Annotated in this window: 18 protein-coding genes; 8 read left to right on the top strand and 10 right to left on the bottom strand. The window is 67.8% G+C overall.

Features of this window, described 5'->3' with window-relative positions; all coding sequences use genetic code 11:
* Nucleotides 1–278: 278 nt before the first annotated feature.
* The gene (locus B141_RS0107000) at nt 279–1,535 is read right to left on the bottom strand and encodes an MFS transporter (protein ID WP_020574445.1); all 1,257 of its coding nucleotides are present in this window, start codon (nt 1,533–1,535) and stop codon (nt 279–281) included.
* 339 nt (nt 1,536–1,874) lie between these two features.
* Between B141_RS0107000 and B141_RS0106995 the strand changes: the two genes are divergently transcribed.
* Nucleotides 1,875–3,608 (top strand): IlvD/Edd family dehydratase, encoded by a 1,734-nt coding sequence (locus B141_RS0106995; RefSeq protein WP_020574444.1) that lies wholly within the window; start codon nt 1,875–1,877, stop codon nt 3,606–3,608.
* On the opposite strand, the gene B141_RS45370 is transcribed toward B141_RS0106995, so the two are convergent.
* From B141_RS45370 to B141_RS0106980, 3 genes are all read right to left on the bottom strand, one after another.
* The gene (locus B141_RS45370) at nt 3,605–4,048 is read right to left on the bottom strand and encodes a DUF6884 domain-containing protein (RefSeq protein WP_157180843.1); all 444 of its coding nucleotides are present in this window, start codon (nt 4,046–4,048) and stop codon (nt 3,605–3,607) included. The two genes, B141_RS0106995 and B141_RS45370, sit on opposite strands and share 4 nt — an antisense overlap.
* Before the next feature lie 86 nt (nt 4,049–4,134).
* Complete coding sequence (locus B141_RS0106985; RefSeq protein ID WP_020574442.1) at nt 4,135–4,569, bottom strand: type II toxin-antitoxin system VapC family toxin; 435 nt, start codon at nt 4,567–4,569, stop codon at nt 4,135–4,137.
* Complete coding sequence (locus B141_RS0106980) at nt 4,566–4,805, bottom strand: ribbon-helix-helix domain-containing protein (RefSeq protein WP_020574441.1); 240 nt, start codon at nt 4,803–4,805, stop codon at nt 4,566–4,568. The genes B141_RS0106985 and B141_RS0106980 overlap by 4 nt, the downstream gene beginning before the upstream one ends.
* Before the next feature lie 127 nt (nt 4,806–4,932).
* On the opposite strand from B141_RS0106980, the gene B141_RS0106975 reads away from it, so the two are divergent.
* The 3 genes from B141_RS0106975 to B141_RS0106965 all read left to right on the top strand — a co-directional run bounded on the left by B141_RS0106975 (nt 4,933) and on the right by B141_RS0106965 (nt 7,544).
* The gene (locus tag B141_RS0106975; RefSeq protein ID WP_020574440.1) at nt 4,933–5,790 is read left to right on the top strand and encodes an SMP-30/gluconolactonase/LRE family protein; all 858 of its coding nucleotides are present in this window, start codon (nt 4,933–4,935) and stop codon (nt 5,788–5,790) included.
* 190 nt (nt 5,791–5,980) lie between these two features.
* Nucleotides 5,981–6,496, top strand: a complete 516-nt coding sequence (locus B141_RS0106970; protein WP_020574439.1) for a DinB family protein — start codon at nt 5,981–5,983, stop codon at nt 6,494–6,496.
* A gap of 88 nt (nt 6,497–6,584) precedes the next feature.
* Nucleotides 6,585–7,544: a D-2-hydroxyacid dehydrogenase family protein gene (locus B141_RS0106965; protein ID WP_020574438.1), complete on the top strand. Its 960-nt coding sequence runs from the start codon at nt 6,585–6,587 to the stop codon at nt 7,542–7,544.
* 48 nt (nt 7,545–7,592) lie between these two features.
* On the opposite strand, the gene B141_RS39325 is transcribed toward B141_RS0106965, so the two are convergent.
* From B141_RS39325 to B141_RS0106945, 4 genes are all read right to left on the bottom strand, one after another.
* Complete coding sequence (locus B141_RS39325) at nt 7,593–8,687, bottom strand: WD40/YVTN/BNR-like repeat-containing protein (RefSeq protein ID WP_051113984.1); 1,095 nt, start codon at nt 8,685–8,687, stop codon at nt 7,593–7,595.
* Between the two features lies 1 nt (nt 8,688).
* A complete protein-coding gene (locus tag B141_RS0106955) occupies nt 8,689–8,919 on the bottom strand; it encodes a MoaD/ThiS family protein (protein WP_020574436.1) in 231 nt (76 codons plus the stop codon).
* Nucleotides 8,920–9,000: 81 nt separating this feature from the next.
* Nucleotides 9,001–10,170 (bottom strand): WD40/YVTN/BNR-like repeat-containing protein, encoded by a 1,170-nt coding sequence (locus B141_RS39320; protein ID WP_020574435.1) that lies wholly within the window; start codon nt 10,168–10,170, stop codon nt 9,001–9,003.
* Nucleotides 10,171–10,281: 111 nt separating this feature from the next.
* Complete coding sequence (locus tag B141_RS0106945; RefSeq protein ID WP_020574434.1) at nt 10,282–10,884, bottom strand: TetR/AcrR family transcriptional regulator; 603 nt, start codon at nt 10,882–10,884, stop codon at nt 10,282–10,284.
* Between the two features lie 130 nt (nt 10,885–11,014).
* On the opposite strand from B141_RS0106945, the gene B141_RS0106940 reads away from it, so the two are divergent.
* Nucleotides 11,015–11,803, top strand: coding sequence for an SDR family NAD(P)-dependent oxidoreductase (locus B141_RS0106940; RefSeq protein ID WP_020574433.1), 789 nt, complete (start codon nt 11,015–11,017; stop codon nt 11,801–11,803).
* A 154-nt stretch (nt 11,804–11,957) separates the two neighbouring features.
* Nucleotides 11,958–15,467 (top strand): phosphodiester glycosidase family protein, encoded by a 3,510-nt coding sequence (locus B141_RS0106935; protein ID WP_020574432.1) that lies wholly within the window; start codon nt 11,958–11,960, stop codon nt 15,465–15,467.
* Nucleotides 15,468–15,567: 100 nt separating this feature from the next.
* On the opposite strand, the gene B141_RS0106930 is transcribed toward B141_RS0106935, so the two are convergent.
* Both B141_RS0106930 and B141_RS0106925 read right to left on the bottom strand, forming a co-directional pair.
* On the bottom strand, nt 15,568–16,752 hold the full coding sequence (locus B141_RS0106930; protein WP_040420600.1) for a DUF418 domain-containing protein: 1,185 nt from the start codon (nt 16,750–16,752) through the stop codon (nt 15,568–15,570).
* 90 nt (nt 16,753–16,842) lie between these two features.
* Nucleotides 16,843–17,058, bottom strand: coding sequence for a hypothetical protein (locus B141_RS0106925; RefSeq protein WP_020574430.1), 216 nt, complete (start codon nt 17,056–17,058; stop codon nt 16,843–16,845).
* A gap of 261 nt (nt 17,059–17,319) precedes the next feature.
* On the opposite strand from B141_RS0106925, the gene B141_RS0106920 reads away from it, so the two are divergent.
* Complete coding sequence (locus B141_RS0106920; RefSeq protein ID WP_202805689.1) at nt 17,320–18,441, top strand: sensor histidine kinase; 1,122 nt, start codon at nt 17,320–17,322, stop codon at nt 18,439–18,441.
* 4 nt (nt 18,442–18,445) lie between these two features.
* Entirely contained in the window at nt 18,446–19,105 is a 660-nt protein-coding gene (locus B141_RS0106915; RefSeq protein ID WP_020574428.1) for a response regulator, read from the top strand.
* The last annotated feature ends 59 nt before the right edge of the window (nt 19,106–19,164 follow it).

The following is a 19,164-nucleotide window of genomic DNA, read 5'->3' as shown; positions in this document are numbered from 1 at the left end:
AATACGGACAATCTCCACCAGAAGGTGACCAGTACCGAATTCGGGACTGATCGGACGTACGCATGCCGAAGAGGGGTGGTCGGCCCCGTTGGTGTCCGGTCCGCGGAGGCGTTGCGGACCGGACACCGGCCGGGCGTGGGCCGGCCACCCCCTGTCTTTGACACGCGGACGTCCCGATGGTGACGCGACTTCGGGGCATGAATTCAGAAAAGTTTTCGCCAAGCGCGTTGGGGACGGGCGGCGAGTTCGCGAGCCTACGGCCTCCGATCGCGGAGGCCTCACGCAGACGAGGCCCGGGCGGTCGCGGGGTCAGGTCCGGGCGTGAGTTCGGCTCGGCTGATGGAGGGTGAGAGAAGCATCCAGCACGCGGTCACTACGACGATCAGCAGGCAGGCCGCACCCACGGGGGCGAGGCCGGTGACGCCGACCATAACGCCGAACGCGGCGGTTCCCAGGGGCGCCATGGCGCTGGAGAGGACGGTCACGACGCTCTGCACCCGGCCCAGGACCTCTCGCCTGGTCGCGGTCAGCAGCAGGCCGCTGAGGATGGCGTTCGACGGCCCGAGGCACAAGGACCACCAGGCCGCGGCCGCGCACACGAGGACGGCGTCGCGTCCGAACACCAGGCCGGCGAACCCCGGCAGGCCCGCGACCAGCCACAGTGCGAGCGCGAACCCGGAGCGGGATGGTGTCTTCATGATGGCGCCGACGAGACCGCCGAGGATGAGACCGCCGCCGAGGAATCCCGCGACCAGGCCGAACTCCGAGGCGGTCCATCCCAGGTCATGCGCCTTGAGTGCCAACCCGACCGTCTCCACCGGAACCGCCACCGCGTTGAGGATGAGCGTGATGATCGCGAGCCCGCGAAGCAGCGGATGCGCGGAGACGTAGCGGAGACCCTCCAACAGCGCCGTCCGCATCGAGGCCTTCTGATCTGCCTGTTGGACGGCGTACCTGGGACGGACGAAGACCAGGATGGCGAAGCAGAGGAGGAACGTCGTGCCGTTGACGAATGCCGCCGACGCGAAGCCGCCGAGCGCGACGAGGACGCCTCCGATGCTGCGGCCGCCCGCTTCGGCGACGCTCCTGGTGAACTGCCGTACCGCCGCTCCCTTGGGGAGTTGGTGGTGGGGGACCAGGGACGCCAGATAGCTGTTGGCCGCGGGAAGGTAGAAGGCGTCGATGGTTCCGAACCCGATCCCGAGCGCGATGAGCAGCCAGGCGTCCGGTGTCGCCCCGCCGGCGGTGAGGAACGCGCCGACCAGCGCCGTACATCCGGCGAGTAGGTCGGCGAGGAGCATCATCGGGCGGGCGCCGCGCAGGTCGGCGACGACGCCGCCGACGAGCATGAGCGCGGCCCGGGGGATACCGGTCGCGGCGAGGACGATGCCGGTCAGGTGGGGTTCGTCGAGTTGAGCGGCGGCCCAGCCGACGGCGATCCACCAGATGTTGTCACCGATGAAGCTGAGACCGCGAGCGAGGATGTAGGCGAGGAATCGGGGATCTCCATACAGCGCACGCCCCGTCCGCACCATCTCCCCCTCGTGTCAGCTGTTTCGATGCTCGATGTCCGCGTGTCCTTCGACGATCAACAACTCGCTACGGCCCCATGGTGCCTGACCGGATTCGGCCGGCTTTCTCTCGCGGGTCGAAAAGCTCAGGATCCGAGACGCGAGTTGACTATGAGCAACCCATGTATCGCGTACGGACAGATCCGGCGACCGAGTCGCCGGATTTCGCCCATCCAATTCTGTCCAGCTCAATACATCTGATGTCTAAGCTGTCGCCTGAACCGGCCGACCGGTGTCGACGTGGCCCGAGCGCGGCAGCATCGCGAGCAGGGCGAGATCTGGATCGACTCTAAGGAGCATGTGATGTCAGGCGAGACGAACGGCTTGCGCAGTCGAGCATGGTTCGGTGCGACGGGTCGGGCGGGCATGGGCCACCGGTCCTGGATGCGTAACCAGGGTTTCGGCGCGGAGGTGTTCGACGGGCGGCCAGTCATCGGCATCGCGACCACCTGGTCTGAGCTCGCGCCCTGCAACGCACACCTCCACCGGGTCGCCGAAGCGGTCAAGCGTGGTGTCTGGCAGGCCGGAGGCTTTCCGCTGGAGTTCCCGGCCCTGGCACTTGGTGAGTCGATCCTCCGGCCGACCGCGATGTTCTACCGCAACCTCCTCGCCATGGAGGCCGAGGAGATGATGCGGGCCAATCCTCTGGATGGCGTCGTACTCCTCTCCGGCTGTGACAAGACGACTCCCGGCCTGTTGATGGGCGCCGCCTCCGTCGACATCCCGGCGATCATGGTGACCGGCGGTCCGATGCTCAACGGCAAGTACCGCGGGCAGGACGTCGGATCCGGTACGCACGTCTGGAAGTTCGAAGAGGACCTCAAGACCGGAAAGATGACGCAGGAGGAGTGCTACTTCGCCGAAGGCTGCATGGCGCGCTCCAACGGCCACTGCATGACGATGGGCACCGCGTCAACCATGGCTTGCGTGGCCGAGGCGTTGGGTATGCAGCTGCCCGGATCGGCAACCTGGCCAGCGGTTGATGCCCGGCGGTACGAGATCGCGCAGCAGGCGGGGCAGCGGATCGTCGCGATGGTTGCCGAAGACCTGCGTCCGAGCCAGATCCTCACCCGTGACGCCTTCGAGAACGCGATCCGCGTCAACGCCGCGATCGGTGGCTCCACCAACGCCATCGTGCACCTGCTCGCGCTCGCGGGCCGGCTCGGTGTGCAACTCGAGCTTGACGACTTCGACGCACTGGCCCGGCCGGTGCCGACGCTGCTCAACCTGATGCCGTCGGGAAAGTACCTCATGGAGGACTTCTGCTACGCCGGTGGTCTGCCCGTCGTACTCCGTGAACTCGCCGATGGCGGCCTTCTCCACAACGAGCAAGTCACTGTCACCGGCCGCGGCATCGCTGAGAACAACGCTGACGCCGAATGCTTTAACCGCGACGTGATCTTCGCTCTCGAGGAGCCCTTCCAGGCGCCCGGCACCGGAACCGCTGTGCTGCAGGGCAATCTGGCCCCCAACGGTGCGGTGATCAAGCAGTCCGCCGTGTCGCCCCATCTGCTCAAGCACGAGGGGCGCGCACTGGTCTTCGACTCCCCGGAGGCCTACCACGCGGTCTCGGACGACCCCGACCTCGACGTGGACGCCTCCGACATCCTGGTGATCCGGTACGCCGGGCCGAAGGGCTACCCGGGCATGCCCGAGGTCTCGAACGTGCCGCTCCCCACGAAGCTGCTGAAGGCCGGCGTCACCGACATGGTGCGGATCTGCGACGGTCGGATGAGCGGAACGGCGTACGGCACGGTGGTGCTGCACGTCTCGCCCGAGGCTGCCGTCGGTGGCCCCTTGGCGTTGGTGAAGACGGGTGACCGGATCGTGCTCGACGTTCCGGCGCGGACACTTACCCTCAACGTGTCAGACGAGGAACTCGAACGCCGCCGCGCCGAGTGGACGCCGCCTGAGCAGAAGTACACCAGTGGGTACGCCTGGCTCTACACCACGCATGTGACCCAGGCCCACGAGGGTGTGGACTTCGACTTCCTGCGCGGCGCCCGGGGTCACGAGGTGCCGCGCGACTCGCACTAGCGGGACGCTATGCGTTCCTGCTCGTCGTACCACGCCAGGTGCTCGTCCCAAGGAATCTTGGCAAGAGGTACGCGCACGGTCGCGCCCGCTTCTTCGAGGCGCGGCGCGACCTGCGCTGAGTAGGCGTCGCTCGCATGGATTTCCACTGTCCGGTGGGTGAGGTCGCCGGCGAGCAGCCTGAGCCGCGCGGCAACCCATCCGCCCCAGATCTGCTGGTACCACAAAGGTGTGTCGGGCAGATAGCGTTCATAAGGTGCCAGCCATTCATCCGGCTGGACCAGGCCATGCTCGGCGGAAATGATGAACCACGGTTGGGCGTGGCGTTCCGCGTAACGCCGCAGCCGCATGAAGTAGGGCGAGATATAGAGGTCCTTCGCGGCGCTCGGGGCGGCGGCCTTCTCGTAGACGCAGGTGACCAGAAGAATGTCGAATGCCGCCATGAAAACCATCTTTCCCCAGGTGGCTGGGAGAGGCGCCACCCATTTCGTGTGTACTGGTCGCCGGCCGCGGCTTCGACGGAATGAAGCTACAGGTCGTCAGGCAGGAGGCGAAACGCCTTGTGCGGCGTCAGAGGACGCAGGGCTCGGAAGTCGCGCCGGTCGAGAGTAAGGATCGCGTTCGTGCGGTACTCGGCGGCCAGCGCGACGTTCAGCGCGTCGGCGAGGTCCAGGTCCAGTCCGGCGTAGCCGCGCTGGACGGCATTGGCGGTGTCCAGGAGATGGCTGTCGATCTGGGGGACCTGAAATCGCATGCGGCGGACCTGGGCGATGACGAACGAGATGAGCGAGGTACGTGCGGCCGATCCGAACCGCGCCTTCGCGAGATGATCGACCTCCGCGATGACCAGGGGAGAGAGGATCACGGTTCCGGCTTCGCGGAGTATGGCCTGGCAGTCGGTGGCCTCGTCGGCGTTCCGGTCTGATGCCGCGATGATGCCGGATGTGTCGGCGATGACAATCACCGGTTGAGAACTCCGTTGGCGACTTCCTTGGTGACCTCATCGCTCGTAGCCGGCTCGCCGCTACCTTCGAAGGTGGGCCAGTCGAAGGCGTCGTCCCAGACGCGGTTTGCCATGGCGGCTAGGTGGATGCCTTCGCGGATGATCTCCGCCTCGGAGATGCCACGCCGCTTGGCCGCTTCCTTAATGAGGGCGAGGTCCTCGGGGTCCGCGTACACGTTGGTCCGCTTCATCGACATGTACCAACCCTAACCCATGTACTACCAGGTGGTCCGACGGGTTCGTGGCGGATATGGAGAACATTCTGGGCACCGCACCGCATAGTCTCATATAGGTCAAAACCGTCCTCGTGAAAGGCTTGCCGGCATGGTCGATATCGAGCAGGTCACCGATCCGCGCGCCCACCACGGCGAGGGTCCGGTCTGGCATGACAGCTGGGGAATCCGGTTCGTCGACATGCTGGCCGGCGACATCCTGACCGCGGACCTGGCCACGGGCGAGGTCGACCGGCTCCACATCGGGGAGGTCGCGGCGGCGTTCCGGCCCCGCGCGTCCGGTGGCATGGTCGCGGCGATCGAGCGCGGGTTCGCGTTCGTCTCCGACGACGGTGCGGTCACCAGGCTCGGCGAGGTGTGGTCCGACAGCGGCGTACGCATGAACGAAGGCGGCTGTGATCCGGCCGGGCGGTTCTACTGCGGTTCGATGGCGTACGCCGCGACGCCTGGCGCGGGTTCCCTTTACCAACTTGGAATTGACGGGTCCGTCTCGGTGGTCCTGCCGGACGTGACGATCTCCAACGGCCTGGCCTGGGCGCCCGATCACCAGGTGGCCTACTACGTCGACACGCCAACTGGTCGGGTGGATGCGTTCGACTACGACCCCGCGACCGGGCTGGTGGCGGAGAGTCGCCGGAAGGTCATCGACATCCCCTCCGAACACGGTGGACCCGATGGTCTGACCGTCGACGCCGACGGTTACCTCTGGGTCGCCCTGTGGGGTGGTTCGGCCGTACGCCGATACGCGCCTGACGGCCGGCTGGACGGTGTGGTGGAGCTACCGGCCACCCAGGTGACGGCATGCACGTTCGGCGGCCCCGACCTCGACGAGTTGTACATCACGACCTCCCGCCAGGGACTCGCCGACGACTATCAGCCGGTAGCCGGCGCGCTGTTCCGCGCACGTCCGGGTGTGCGGGGCCTGCCGGTCCTGCCCTACACGGGCTGAGCGGTCTGGCGAAACTCCTGCCGTGATTGAATGGCGGCGAGCAGATCGGTCCTGGACAAGCAACGCGACAGGGAGGAGGTGCGCGTCGATGAAAACGCAAGAAGCCGCGCTGCCTCCCCGCCGCACCTACGACTGATCGGTCTTCGCTCCGGCGGCGGTGGCGCAGCGCCTCGATACCGCTGGAGATCATGTGACAACCCGCAAAGACCTGCTTCGTGAGTCCGACGAACGCAGCTATCTCACCGGCTGGCTGGACGTCCAACGCGCCAGTGTCCGCAAAAAGTGTGAAGGCCTCGCCGACGCCGACGCCCACCGTCCGGTCCTCCCGTCGTCGCCGCTGATGACGATGGCTGGTGTGGTCTCGCACCTGCGCTGGAACGAATACGCGTGGTTCCAGCTCAACCTGAAGGGTGTACCCGATACCGGCCAGACTCCCTGGACCGAAGGCGGCCACCCCGATGCCGAGATGATGGTCGACGACATCCCGCTCGCCCAGCTTCTCGATGAGTACGACGCGGAGTGCGCCCGGTCCCGCGAAATCGTCGCCGGCTGCTCGCTCGACGACCTGGAGACCGGACCGTATGCCACCAAGGATCCGGCGTCGGTGCGTTACATCCTGTGCCACATGATCGAGGAAACCGCCCGCCACCTTGGTCACCTGGATGCGATCCGTGAACTTGTCGACGGCGAGACCGGTTACGTCTAAGAGATCGCGCGACCTCTCAACCGATCCGGCGTTCTTCGGCCGACGGGCGGTTGGTCATAGGGCTCGCGCTGCCCCTAGCGTGAGCCCTATGGCGCGGATAGCGGTCCTTGACGACTACCAGGCGGTCGCCCAGTCCATCGCGGACTGGGCGGACCTCCCCGACGGCACCGAGGTGGCGTTCTTCCACGACCATCTCGCCGACGAGGACGCACTGGTCGAGCGGCTTGCGGCGTTCGACATTCTCGTGCTGATGCGCGAGCGGACGCCCTTGCGGCGTTCACTGATCGCCCGGCTGCCCCGACTCCGGTTGGTCGTCACGACCGGGATGCGCAACGCCTCCATCGATCTCGACGCCGCCCGCGACCACGGGATCGTCGTGTGTGGAACGCCGGGCAGCGGCGCGGCCACCATCGAGATCGCGTGGGCACTCATTCTCGGGTTGGTCCGCCACCTCACCGAGGAGGACGCGGCGATCCGGGCCGGCGGCTGGCAACGCACCGTTGGCACCGACCTGGCTGGTGCCACGCTCGGGCTGCTCGGCCTCGGCCGGCTCGGGCGGGCGATGGTGCCGGTGGCCCGCGCGTTCGGGATGGACGTGATCGCGTGGAGCCAGCACCTCACCGCCGACGCGGCGGCAGACGTCGGGGTCGAGCGGGTGGAGGAGGACGAGCTGTTCACGCGCTCGGACATCCTCAGCGTCCACCTCCAGTTGAGCGATCGCAGCCGCGGCCTGGTCGGCGCGCGGGAGCTGGCCCTGATGAAGCCGACGGCGTACCTCATCAACACCTCGCGCGGCCCGATCGTCGACCAGGATGCACTGATCGCGGCGCTGGAGAGTGGCCGGCTGGCTGGTGCCGGCCTCGATGTGTACGACGAGGAACCGCTTCCGGCCGATCACCCGATCCTGCGGGCGCCGCGTACGCTGCTGACCCCGCACCTGGGGTTCGTGACGTGGAAGACGTACACCGAGTGGTATCCCGCGGCGGTCGAGGTGATCCGGGCGTACGTCGCCGGGCGCCCGATCAACGTGCTGACCGCGAAGCTCTGAGTGAGAGGTCGCGCACCTAGGGGCGCGACCTCTCACCCTGGCATGACGTCAGCTTCGAAGGTCGAGCAGGCAGGCACGGATGCTGGTGATCCGGGTGAACGTTCCCGGAATGTTGTGCCAGGTGTCGCCGCCGTCGGCGGAGGCATAGAGCTCGCCCGAGGTCGTACCGAAGTAGACACCCACCGGATCAAGGTCGTCTGTGGTGAGCGCATCGCGCAACACCGAGACATAGTGCGGAACGTCCGGAAGACCCTGCCGGCACTCGACCCAGGAACCACCCGCATCAGGGGAGCGGTAGAGCGCGAGCCGGCCAGCCCGCATGTAGCGATTGTCGGGGCCTTCCAGCGGGGCGACCCAGACCGTGCGCGTACGGTCGACGGCGATCGGGAAGCCGAATGACGTCGGCAGGCCGGCGTCGATGCGTTCCCAGCTGCGGGCGCCGTCGGCAGACCGGAACACCCCGCTGTGGTGCTGGAGGTAGAGCGGGTGGGGCGGGCGCGGGTCGATGGCGAGTTTCTGGACCTGGCGCCCCACTGCCGGGCTCGGATGATCGGGTGGCGGGGGTGGCAGGCCTTCGTTGCTGGCCACCCAGCTGGCGCCCGCGTCGTCGGTGCGGAACACGCCGGCGCCTGAGACCGCGACCCACCTGCGGTCGGAGTCCGCCGGGTCGACGACGATGCTGTGTAGGCACCCGCTGCCCGCGGTCCGGTCCCAGTACGACCGCGTTGGATGGGTATGGAGTCCGTCCACCTCCGCCCATGACTCGCCCGCGTCCCGGCTGAGGAAGAGGCCGGCGTCGGCGACCCCCGCGTAGACCTGGTCCGGAGCAGCAGCGGCGTCCGGCTGGCTGAAACGCCAGATCTCCCGGACCTTCCATTCGCTGCCGGGGGAGTATCGGGGACTACGTGCCTGCTGCTGCCACGTCATCCCGAAGTCATCACTCACCCGGACCGTCGCGCCGTAGGCGAGGTGGTTGGTCGCCGCCAACAGCCGCTGCGTGCCAGGCAGGGCAAGCAGGTCATACAACTGCCACCCGGGCAGCAGCGGGCCTCGACACTGCCAGGACCGGCGTTCGAGATCAGAGGTGAAGACGAACGCGCCCTTGGCGGTCCCGACGAGAAGAACAACGGTCAGGGTGCTCACCTCAACCACCTGAGACGTTCTGCAGGATGGTCAGGCGATCGCCTGCCTTGAGGGGCAGGTCGAGCCGCTCGAACCACGCGATGTTGGCGTCGTTGAAGTAGATCAGCACGTGTGGTCGCAGGTGGTTGGTCTCGTCATACAGGTGGAGGCGCAGCAGGGGATAGGTCGCAAGCAGCCGGTCGACCGCCTCGGCAAGGGTTGCGCGCCTCAACCGTGAGCCGGGTCTGATCACCCGTACAGTCCCTCAGCATGGACGGCACCTGGACGCGGATCTCCACCGCATCAGGCGTCTCGTCCGCGCTCGCAGCACTCGTCATGCGGGCAGCAACCAGGTCTTGACACACGTGATCCGCGGGAACCGGCCGGGAATCGCCTGCCAGCTGTCACCGCGATCAAGGGAGTAGAAGAGTTCCCCCGAACTGGTGCCGAAATACAGGCCGTGCGGGTCGAGCGCGTCGATCGCCATCCCATCGCGCAGGACGTTGACGTAGCTCTCGGTCGCCGAGAAGTCGCCGGCCACCGGTGCCCAGCTCTCGCCCCGGTCGTCGGAGCGGTAGACGAGCATCCTGCCGTTACGGGCTACCCGGTGTGCGCTGTCCTTCAAGGGGAAGATGTAGAGGTCGCCATTGCGGGAGATCACCATCGGGAATCCGAACCGCTCGTCTCCCTCGGCCCCAAGCCCCTTCTCGATCGGGAACCAGCTGTCACCCCCGTCGACTGACTTGTTGACCCCACCGTGGTCCTGCATGTAGAGGATGTCCGGGTCGTCGGGATCGAGGACGATCTTGTGAGCGCAGTAGCCGATCTCAGGCGCCTTACCCTGCACGGGTTGGCGGTTGAGCCCGGCGTTGCGCGTCTGCCAGGTCTCGCCGCCGTCGTCGGTGCGGAAGACTCCGACCGAGGATGCCGCCGCCCACATCCGTGCCGGGTTGTTGGGGTGGATCAGGATCGTGTGGAGGCCCATGCCACCCGCGCCAGGTCCCCACTCGGGCCGGGTCGGGTGTGCGGTCAGCCCGGAAACCTCCGTCCAGCGCTCGCCAGCGTCGTGACTGACGAAAACGGCCGCCTCCTCCGAGCCGGCGTACACCGTGTCCGGCTGGCTCTCGTGCCCGAGAATCAGCTGCCAGAACCGGTTGAGTCTCCATTCCCGTTGGGCCTCGGGCTTGTTGGGCACCCACTGCGACCGCTCCCAGTCGAAGTCGCCCAGTGGCGCGAACTGCGGCCCCTCCTCGACCGGACGCCACGAGGCACCCAGGTCGTCGCTGATCTGGATCGTCGCGCCGCCGGAACGGTGATGGGTGCCGGCGAGGATCCGTTGCCGCCCCGCGCGCGTGTCGCCAACGAGGCTGTAGATCTCCCAGCCGCCAAGATGCGGCCCGGTCAGCTGCCAATCCTGGCGCTCGGCGTCCGCCGACAGGAAGAAGGCGCCCTTGGTGGTGCCGACGAGCAGCATGATCCGGGGTGAGGTGTCGGTCTTAGGCATGCGAGCCCCCCAGGGTTCTCACAGAGACGGGTCGACAGCCGTGGTAGCCGTCGGCGGCAACATTAGAAGCGGCCACCGACAGGTGGTGGGTTCTGCCGTACGTACCAGCGGCTAGAGGTGCCCGCCGTCGGCGCCGAAGCCTCGCAACAGCGTGTCGACGAGGAGGGTGGCGAGCGCGTCGGTGTCGTCCTCGTCGGATCGGCCCGCGGCGGCTTCGTGGATCAGGGCGTAGTAGACCCGGCGTACCCAGGCCAGATCGGCGTCGGCCCGCAGCACTCCCGACTCCTGCGCACGCCGGAACAACCGATCGCAGGTGGCGAGCACGTCGGCTTGGATCCGCGCGATCTCGGTGTCGGTCGACGACGCGCGACTCAGCGCGAACCCCCAGCCGATCTTGACCCGCAGGATGTTCGCGGTCCCTTGGTAGAGAGCGACCAGCGGTGGCGCGGTGTCGGGACGCGCCGCCTTGACCGCGGCGTCGAACTGCTGGATCGCCCGGGCGGTCATGGCCGTGATGAGCGCGTCCCGGGTGGCGAAGCGGCGGTGGACGGTCGTCCTCGCCACGCCGGCGGCCTCAGCGACCTGCTCCATCGACGCGGCGGGGTTGTCGCCGAGGACGCGTTCAGCCGCCTCGAGGATGGCCTGCTCGGTGCGCTCGGCGTCTGCCCGTAAGGCCCTGCCGGTGCCGCCGCGAACGCGCTCCTGCCGCTTCATCCATGCCTCCTGTCCCGCGGACGAGGGTACTGCACGGTCCCACCTAAGCGTTTAGTTGCATCATTGATGTAGCAGTTATTAGTGTTACGGCATCTACGGTGATGCGAGTTCTAGGGATGGCGAGGAAGTCATGGACATGCGACTGACCGGTAAGACCGCAGTGGTGACGGGCGCCAGCCGGGGTATCGGACTGGCCATCGCGGCTGCGCTCAGCGCGGAGGGAATGCGGGTGGTGGCGGGTGCGCGCACGGTTTCCGCGGAGTTGAAGGAGACCGGCGCGTTCGCCGTACCGGTCGACCTGTCGACCCCCAAGGGGCCGGGCCTCCTGATCGACCAGGCGCTCGCCGAACTCGGCGAGATCGACGTACTCGTCAACAACGTCGGCGGCGGCGATGCCGGCGGCGGGTTGGCGGGCGGCTTCTCGAGCTTCGGCGAGGACGTGTGGCGGCAGACCTTCGAGCTGAACTTCTTCAGTGCGGTACGCGCCAGCCGGGCCGCCCTGCCGAGCCTCATCCGCCGGCGGGGGACCATCATCAACATCTCGTCCAACGCCGCACGCACGCCGCAGGTGGGTCCAGCGCCCTACACCACTGCCAAGGCGGCCTTGACGGCATTCAGCAAGTCGCTCGCGGAGGAGTTCGGTCCTCAGGGAGTGCGGGTCAACACCGTCTCGCCGGGCCCGTCGCGCACCCCACTCTTGACGAACCCCGACGGCTACGGCGGGGTTCTCGCGAAGGCGATGGGTGTGGAGATGGATGAGCTGCTGGCCCGGCTCCCGGCCAACGCCGGCATGACGACCGGTCGCCTGATCGAGCCGGCGGAGGTCGCCGAGCTGGTCGTCTACCTCGCCTCGCCGCGCGCGGCCAGCATCAGCGGCGCGGACTACCTGATCGACGGCGGGGCCTCGAAGACCGCCTGAGCTTCTGGGCGACCTCTGAGGGAAGAGCTCCTCGGTCGCCGGCGATCCCGCAAGGCCGTCTGGTGTTTTCTTTCGGTCCACCTCAAGGTCTGGAAAGTAGTCGCCGCCTGAGGTTCACTTCGGGGTGCCTACAGGCATCCTTGGGGAGGACCAGGTGGGGATCACAACAGCAGCAGGTTCACCGGCGCGTCCGCGCCGTCGTGCCGTCCTGGGCGGACTCGTCGGCGCGGGACTCGCCACGTCGTTGATGGTCGGCGCCACGGTGCCGGCCCGCGCGGGTACGCAGGACCCGTGGAATCTCCAGTCATCTACCTCCGACAGCGCGACCGCCGCCCTCGACGCCCCGCGCGGGTTGGCGAGGGCCGCGGCCGCAGTCGAGCCGCGGCTCGAGACGTACGAAACCAGCCGGCCGATCGCGCCCGGCGTCACGTTGCGGTCGTTCGACAGATACGGCCCGGACGGCTACACGGGTACGCCGTCCTGGCTCCAGGCCGACAGCCTCACGGTGGACCTCGGCAAAGGCACCACCGTCGACTACCTCTTTCCTGGACAGGTCGCCAAGGGAGAGGCGATCTCGGTGCAGGCCAACCGGGTGGGCGCGGTCGCGGCCGTCAACGGCGACTTCTTCGACATCAACAACTCCAACGCGCCACTCGGCGTTGGTATCAAGGGCGGCGAACTCATCCAGTCGCCGGACCCGAGCCCGACGTGGAGCAAGTCGGTCGCGATGCTCTCCGCCGACGGGTTGGGGTCCATCGGCGAGGTGCTCTTCGAGGGAACGATCGCCTTGCCGGGTGGGGCTTCCGCCCCACTCGCCGGCATCAACAAGCCGAACCTCCTCACCGGCGCAGTCGAGGCGTTCACCCCGCTGTGGGGAACGTACTGCCGGTGCCGCGCGACGCAGGGCGCGACGAAGGTGACGGAGGTCGAGGTCGTCGACGGCAAGGTCACGGCCGTCAGGAGCGCTGCGGGCCAGGGTGAGATTCCGGCGCGCGGCTTCGTCCTGGTGGGGCGCGAGGCAGGGGCGGATCTCCTGGCCGGCCTTGCTCCCGGTGACCCGGTGAGCATTGACTACAAGGCACGGTCGGCCGGTTCGAAGGAGATCCGGGCCGCCATCAACGGCCGTCAACTCCTCGTTGTCAACGGTGTGCCCCAGAAGGCAAGCCAGGGCAACAACGTCCCAGCCGCTCCGCGTACCGCTGTTGGTTTCTCCAAGGACGGCAGGAAGATGTTCCTGCTGACCGCGGACGGTCGGCAGCCGGCGTTCGCGGACGGCCTCGGGCTGGACGAGCTGGCCACGATGATGGTCGAACTCGGCGCCTACAACGCCCTGAATCTCGACGGCGGCGGCTCCACCACCATCGTGGCCAGGAAGCCGGGTGGTGCTACCGCCCAGGTGGAGAACCGCCCCTCCGACGGCGGCGAACGCGCGGATCCCAACGGACTGGCGTTGTTCGCGCCCAAGGGCAGCGGCACTCTGCGTGGGTTGTGGGTGGACACCGCGCTGGATCCCAACCGGGCTTCGGGTTCGTCCACGGTCGCGCCCGCGCGCCCGGAGCGGGTCTTTCCCGGGTTGAGCCGGCGCCTCACCGCGACGGGGTACGACGAGACGTACGGACCCGCCGCCAGCAAGGTCGCCTGGGAGAGCACCGGGCAGGGAACCATCACTCGTGACGGGGTGTTCCGGGGCCGTACGACCGGAACCGCGAAGGTGACGGCGTCTGCCGCAGATGTGCGGGGCGCCATCGAGCTCAACGTGCTCAAGCCGCTCACCCGGCTCGCCGCGTCGACCCAGCAAGTCGCCCTTGCCGGCATCGGGGAGAAGGCGACCTTCGGCGTGGTGGGGTACGACCGCGACGGTTACAGCGCACCCATCGAGCCCACGGACCTCACGTTCTCCTACGATCGCGAGCTCATCGACATCGTGACCACGAGCGCGGGACAGTTCACGGCGACGGCGAAGAAGGGGTCCGGGTCGACGCCGGTCACCATCAGCGCTGGTCAGGTGCGGGCGGTGCTGCCGATCACGGTCGGACTGGACGAGGTGGTCGTCGCGGACTTCGAGGACGCCTCGCAGTGGAGCTACTTCGGTGAACGTGCCACGGGCTCCATCACGCCCGTCCCTGGTAAGGAAGGCAACGGCCTGAAGCTGTCGTACAACTTCGACGAGTCGACGGCCACCCGCACGGGCGGGGCCCTGTCGCCGGACGGCATCGTGGTGCCGGGCCAACCCCGGGCGCTGCGCCTGTGGGTCAATGCCAGCGGGCACGGTGAATGGGCGAGCCTGCAGGTCTATGACGGTGCGGGCCAGCTGCTGCCGGCGTTCCGGGCCGGCTACCTCACCTGGACCGGTTGGCGCCAGCTCGAGTTCACGGTGCCGCCGGGTACGCAGTACCCGTTGAAAATAAGGAGGTACTACTCGGCCGAGACGGTCGCGGCCAGCCAGTACAAGAGCGAGATCGTCATCGATCAGCTGACCGCGTTGGTGCCGCCCCCGGTCGAGGTTCCTCCGCAACGAGCGGCGCCCGACCCCTTGATCGTGCGGAATGGCGGCGTGGACGGTGCGCCGTGGAGGTTCGCGGTGATGTCGGACGCGCAGTTCGTCGCACGGAATCCTGACAGCGACCTGGTGAAGAACGCGCGGCGTACGCTCCGGGAGATCAAGGCAACCAGGCCCGACTTCGTCCTCATCAACGGTGACTTCGTGGACGAGGCGTCCCCTGAGGATTTCGCGTTCGCCAAACGGATCCTCGACGAGGAGTTGGGCGGTGCGCTGCCGTACTACTACGTGCCGGGCAACCACGAGGTGATGGGTGGCAGTATCGCCAACTTCGAGGCGGTGTTCGGTGCGCCAAGCCGGGTGTTCGACCACAAGGGCACGCGGTTCGTCACGCTCAACACCTCCGGGCTGTCCCTCAAGGGGAGCGACTGGACACAGTTGCGTACGCTCCGGCGCGAACTCGACCGGGCGGCGGCCGATCCCGCGATTGGTTCGGTCGCGTTGGTGCAGCACGTGCCACTGCGCGATCCGACGCCAGCGAAAGCGAGCGAGCTCAACGACCGTAAGGAAGCGGCGGTCATCGAGCGCTGGTTGTCCGACTTCCAGCGGCAGACCGGCAAGGGTGCGGTCTTCGTCGGCGGGCACGTCGGGACCTTCCACGCCGCGCACGTCGACGGCGTTCCGTACTTCATCAACGGCAACTCCGGAAAGGCGCCCGCCACTCGGCCCGAGGAGGGTGGGGTCACCGGCTGGTCGTTGTGGGGTGTCGACCCGATCACGGCCAAGGAAGCCGACGCGGCCCGGCGGGATCCGCTGCGCGCCGCGCCGGAGTGGGTCGATGCCGAGGTGCGACCCCACGTGGACGCGCTGGGCGTGGACGCACCGGACCAGCTCACGGTCGGGCAGTCGAGCGATGTCAAGGCAATGTTGACGCAGGGTACGAAGACCTTCCCGGTGACCTATCCGATGACGGCGGTCTGGTCCGGCTCGCCGAACGTCCTCATCGGCGACCGGTCGGGTGTGAAGCCCTGGCACACGGCCGTCTTCGATCCGGAGACCGGAACCCTGACGGCCCTGAAGCCGAATTCGGTCACCCTCGCGGTGACAGTCAACGGCGTGATGTCGCGGGCCACCGTCAAGCTGGTCGCCCGGGCCGCGGCCTGATCTCGGCCCGATCTCCTCACTCCTTAGCAGGAAGGGAGTGAGGAGATCGGGTTCGGCCTCCTCGGCGCGGGTGCGGCCCCGCCGGCGGTCCGAGGTCCGGTCATCGAGCGGCGTCGACGAGCTGCCGCTGTCGCGCCCGCTGCGGTGCTTGGTACGCCCAGTGCCAGACCAGCTCGAGCGGTCCCCGGTCGAAGCGGCGCAGCCACCAGGTGGCCCCAGTCATGAACATCGCACTGATGCCCAGCCAGGCGGCGGGAACCCACCACGGGCGGAGATCCTCGAAGCGGGCGGCAAGTCCGAATCCCCAGCCATAGCAGAGGATCGTGCCGGCGAGGTTCTGGAACACATAGCAGGACAAGGCGGTCCGGCCGACCGAGGTGAGGCCGGTACGCAGGATTCCGGGTGACTGGGACGCACCCATCTGGAGCACCAGCCTCGTCACGAGCCCCAGCAGGCCGAGGGCGACGATCGGCGGCAGGATGTACCTGTCGACCAGTCCCCAGGTCGGGCCGGAGAACGCGGTCAACACGTTCAGCGGCAGGGCGATGCCCAGCCCGAGGATCATGAGGCGGGTACGGAGGCGGGCGCCTTGTGCGGTGTTCTCGAACACCCCGGCCCGCATCAGACGCGATCCGAGAAGGAACAACACGATCCCGAGCGGGACGATGAAGATCGCCTCGAGGCGGTATACCGGCATCAGGCGCAGGCGGTCGGCGACCTGCTCGAGATAGCTGCCGTGGCTGAACAGATCCGGCCGGCTGGGCACGATCAACGCGGTGTTCGCGGCTCCCTGCCCCAGCGCGAACGCCACGGTCAGCAGGCTCACGAAGGCGACGTGGATGGAGCCGACGGTGATCATCCACACGCGTACGGCGCGGTCGCTACGGCCGATGAGGTACGCCACGATGACGGACGTCACGGCGTACCCCATGAGGACGTCGAACTCGAAGACCAGGACGTAATGCAGCAGACCTTCGACGAACAGCAGTCCGGCCCGCCAGAGATACCAGCCAGGCCAGGGGTTCCCGCGCCGTTTCGCGGAGCGATACTGCAACTCGAGCCCTACACCGAAGAGCAGGGTGAGCAATGCCAGCGCCTTGCCGTTCGCCAGGAAGCGGACACCGACCTCGAAGGCGTGGGCGAAGGAGTCGACCGGTGGCAGGTCGAGCACCGCTGGTGGACCGATCACGTTGGTGAAGATCCAGATGTTGGTTCCGAGTGTGCCCAGGATCGCCAGTCCACGAAGCACATCGAGGACGTCAATACGGCGTTGCGCGGTCGACACGACGGTTCCCTTCGGTTCTTTGGCGGTGATCACGACATCCCGCCGGACGGATGGGTGTGAGCTCAGCGAGGAGTAGCGGTCCGTCGCGGATCAGCTGGCTGGCTTCTTGCCGGCTGATGCGGCGATCAGAATGAGAGCAACGCCGGCCAGCGCGAGCGCGCAGCTCGCCGGGATCTGAAGGTCAGCTGGGGCGAACCGGGCAAGCTGCCACCCCTGGATCTCGTGGCCGGCGAGCCGGTATCCGAGCGGGACGAGCCCCTGCGGAATCAGCAGGATGATGCCGACGACCTGAAGGAATCCACTCATGGCAGCCAGCCTGCGGCCTGCGGAGGAGCCGGCGCGTCAGTGAGGCGTACCAACCACGGGTCATCCTTTCGAAGGATGTCGGGCGCCGCGGCATCACGCGTTCGTACGACGATCGAAGCCCGCGCGTGTGTTGAGATGGTGCCCGTGTCCTTCCCACGTCCCGTTGGTCGTTGGTGGCAGCGGCCACCGTGGCGAGATCGGCTTGTCGCCGGCGGCCTGTTCTTCCTGGGCGGATTGATCTATTTCGCGGGGTTTGCCAGCGTGACATCTCGCGGCGACGCTGTGCCGCTGGCGTGGCGGCTGGGCGTGCTCGTCGTGGCGTGTGCGGGCGGACTACTCCGCGCGAGGATGCCGCCGCTCGCCCTCATGATCGGCGTGCTCGCCCTGGCGGTCGATATCTACCTCGGCCTCAGCGTGCCGATCGTGATCGTGTTGGCGGACCTGATCTTCGCGGCCACGTTGTACGGCTCGCGCCTGTTGAGCCGCATCCAGATCGCGATCGCGGTCGTGATCCCGCTCGTCACGATCGTGGTTACCCTCGCGGGCACCGGGGACTGGCGGCTGGCCCTACTCTTCGCCTGGCAGGTGGCCGCGGTCCCGGTCATCCCGGTGTGGTGGGCCATGAACGTCCGCAACCATCGAGAGCTCGCGGCGGCCGAACGCCATCGGTCCGAACAACTGGCCACCATCAACGAGCTTGACCGGCGGGGGGCGATCGCGGCCGAACGCGCCCGGATGGCTCGCGACCTGCACGATGTGATCGCGAGCCACCTGTCCGCCATCGCGATCCAGTCAGAGGCGCTGCTGTCGATGGCCGACGGCGACCCGGACACGGTGCGGACGGTGGTGCGGTCCGTGCGGGAGAACAGCATCCAGTCGCTTTCGGAGATGCGCGCCATGATCGGGATGTTGCGCGCCGATGGTGGTGAGGACGCCGATCCGGCCACCGCACCGGCCAGGCTGCGAGATCTCGAACGCCTGCTGGAGTCGGCCCGAGCCGGCGGCCTGCGGGTCGAGCTCCGGTCGAACCTCCAGCAGATCGAGGGCGAAGCGTTGGACGGTGTGGGAGAGACCTTGCCGGCCGCCGTTGACCTGGCGGCGTACCGGATCGTGCAGGAAGCGCTCACGAATGCCGTCAAACATGGCGCCGGCGCGAGCGTCGCGGTCTCCCTCGACCACGCGGCTGGGCAGCTGGTCATCGAGGTGACCAACGAACGCCCAGACCGGGTGCCGGCCGGCCAGGGTGATCAGGGTGGCACCGGCCTGGTGAGCATGCGGGAGCGCGCGGAGACGGTGGGTGGCACGCTCTTGGCAGGTCCCCACGCCGGCACGTGGCGGGTGCGGGCGGTCCTGCCGACAAAGGGTCTGCCGACGGGAGGATGAGGGCGTGAGCATCAAGGTTCTGGTGGCCGACGACCATGCTGCGATCCGTGCGGGGCTGGTCCTCATCCTCAAGGGCGCTGACGGTATCGAAGTGGTGGGCGAGGCCGCCGACGGCGCAACGGCGGTCCAGATGGCCCGCGCTCTGAAGCCCGCGGTGGTCCTGATGGATATCCGGATGCCGGGGACGGATGGAATCGAGGCCACCCGTGAGCTGGTACGCGATCAGGTGTGCGAGGTTCTGGTCCTGACGACGTTCGACCTCGACGACTATGTGTACGCAACGCTGCGCGCTGGTGCGGCCGGCTTCTTGCTGAAGTCGGTGGAGGCGCCCCGCCTCGTTGAGGCGATCCGGCTGGTGGCGGCCGGGGATGGCGTCCTCGCGCCCGGCGTGACCCGCAGGTTGATGGCGACCTTCGCCGCCAGCGCGCCCCAGCAGGTACGCCGGTCCGCGGCGCTCGACCAGCTGACCGAGCGCGAGACCGACGTACTCGCGTGTCTGGGCGAAGGCTTGTCCAACCAGCAGATCGCGGCACGGTTGTTCATCAGCGAGACAACCGTCAAGACGCACGTCTCGCGGGTGCTCGCCAAGCTCGAGCTGCGATCACGTGTGCAGGCCGCCATCCTCGCGCAGGAAGCCGGACTCAGCCCCGAGCCGGAACGCTGAGGATGGCCGATCTGGCCGCCCGGCACCGCGGAGCATTGACCGCGCAGGTGCGCGAGCCT

The sequence above is a fragment of the Actinopolymorpha alba DSM 45243 genome (genome assembly GCF_000373925.1).
GTDB lineage: Bacteria > Actinomycetota > Actinomycetes > Propionibacteriales > Actinopolymorphaceae > Actinopolymorpha > Actinopolymorpha alba.
The sequence above is the reverse complement of the archived record's forward strand: the minus strand, read 5'-3'. Positions and strand labels throughout refer to the sequence as shown.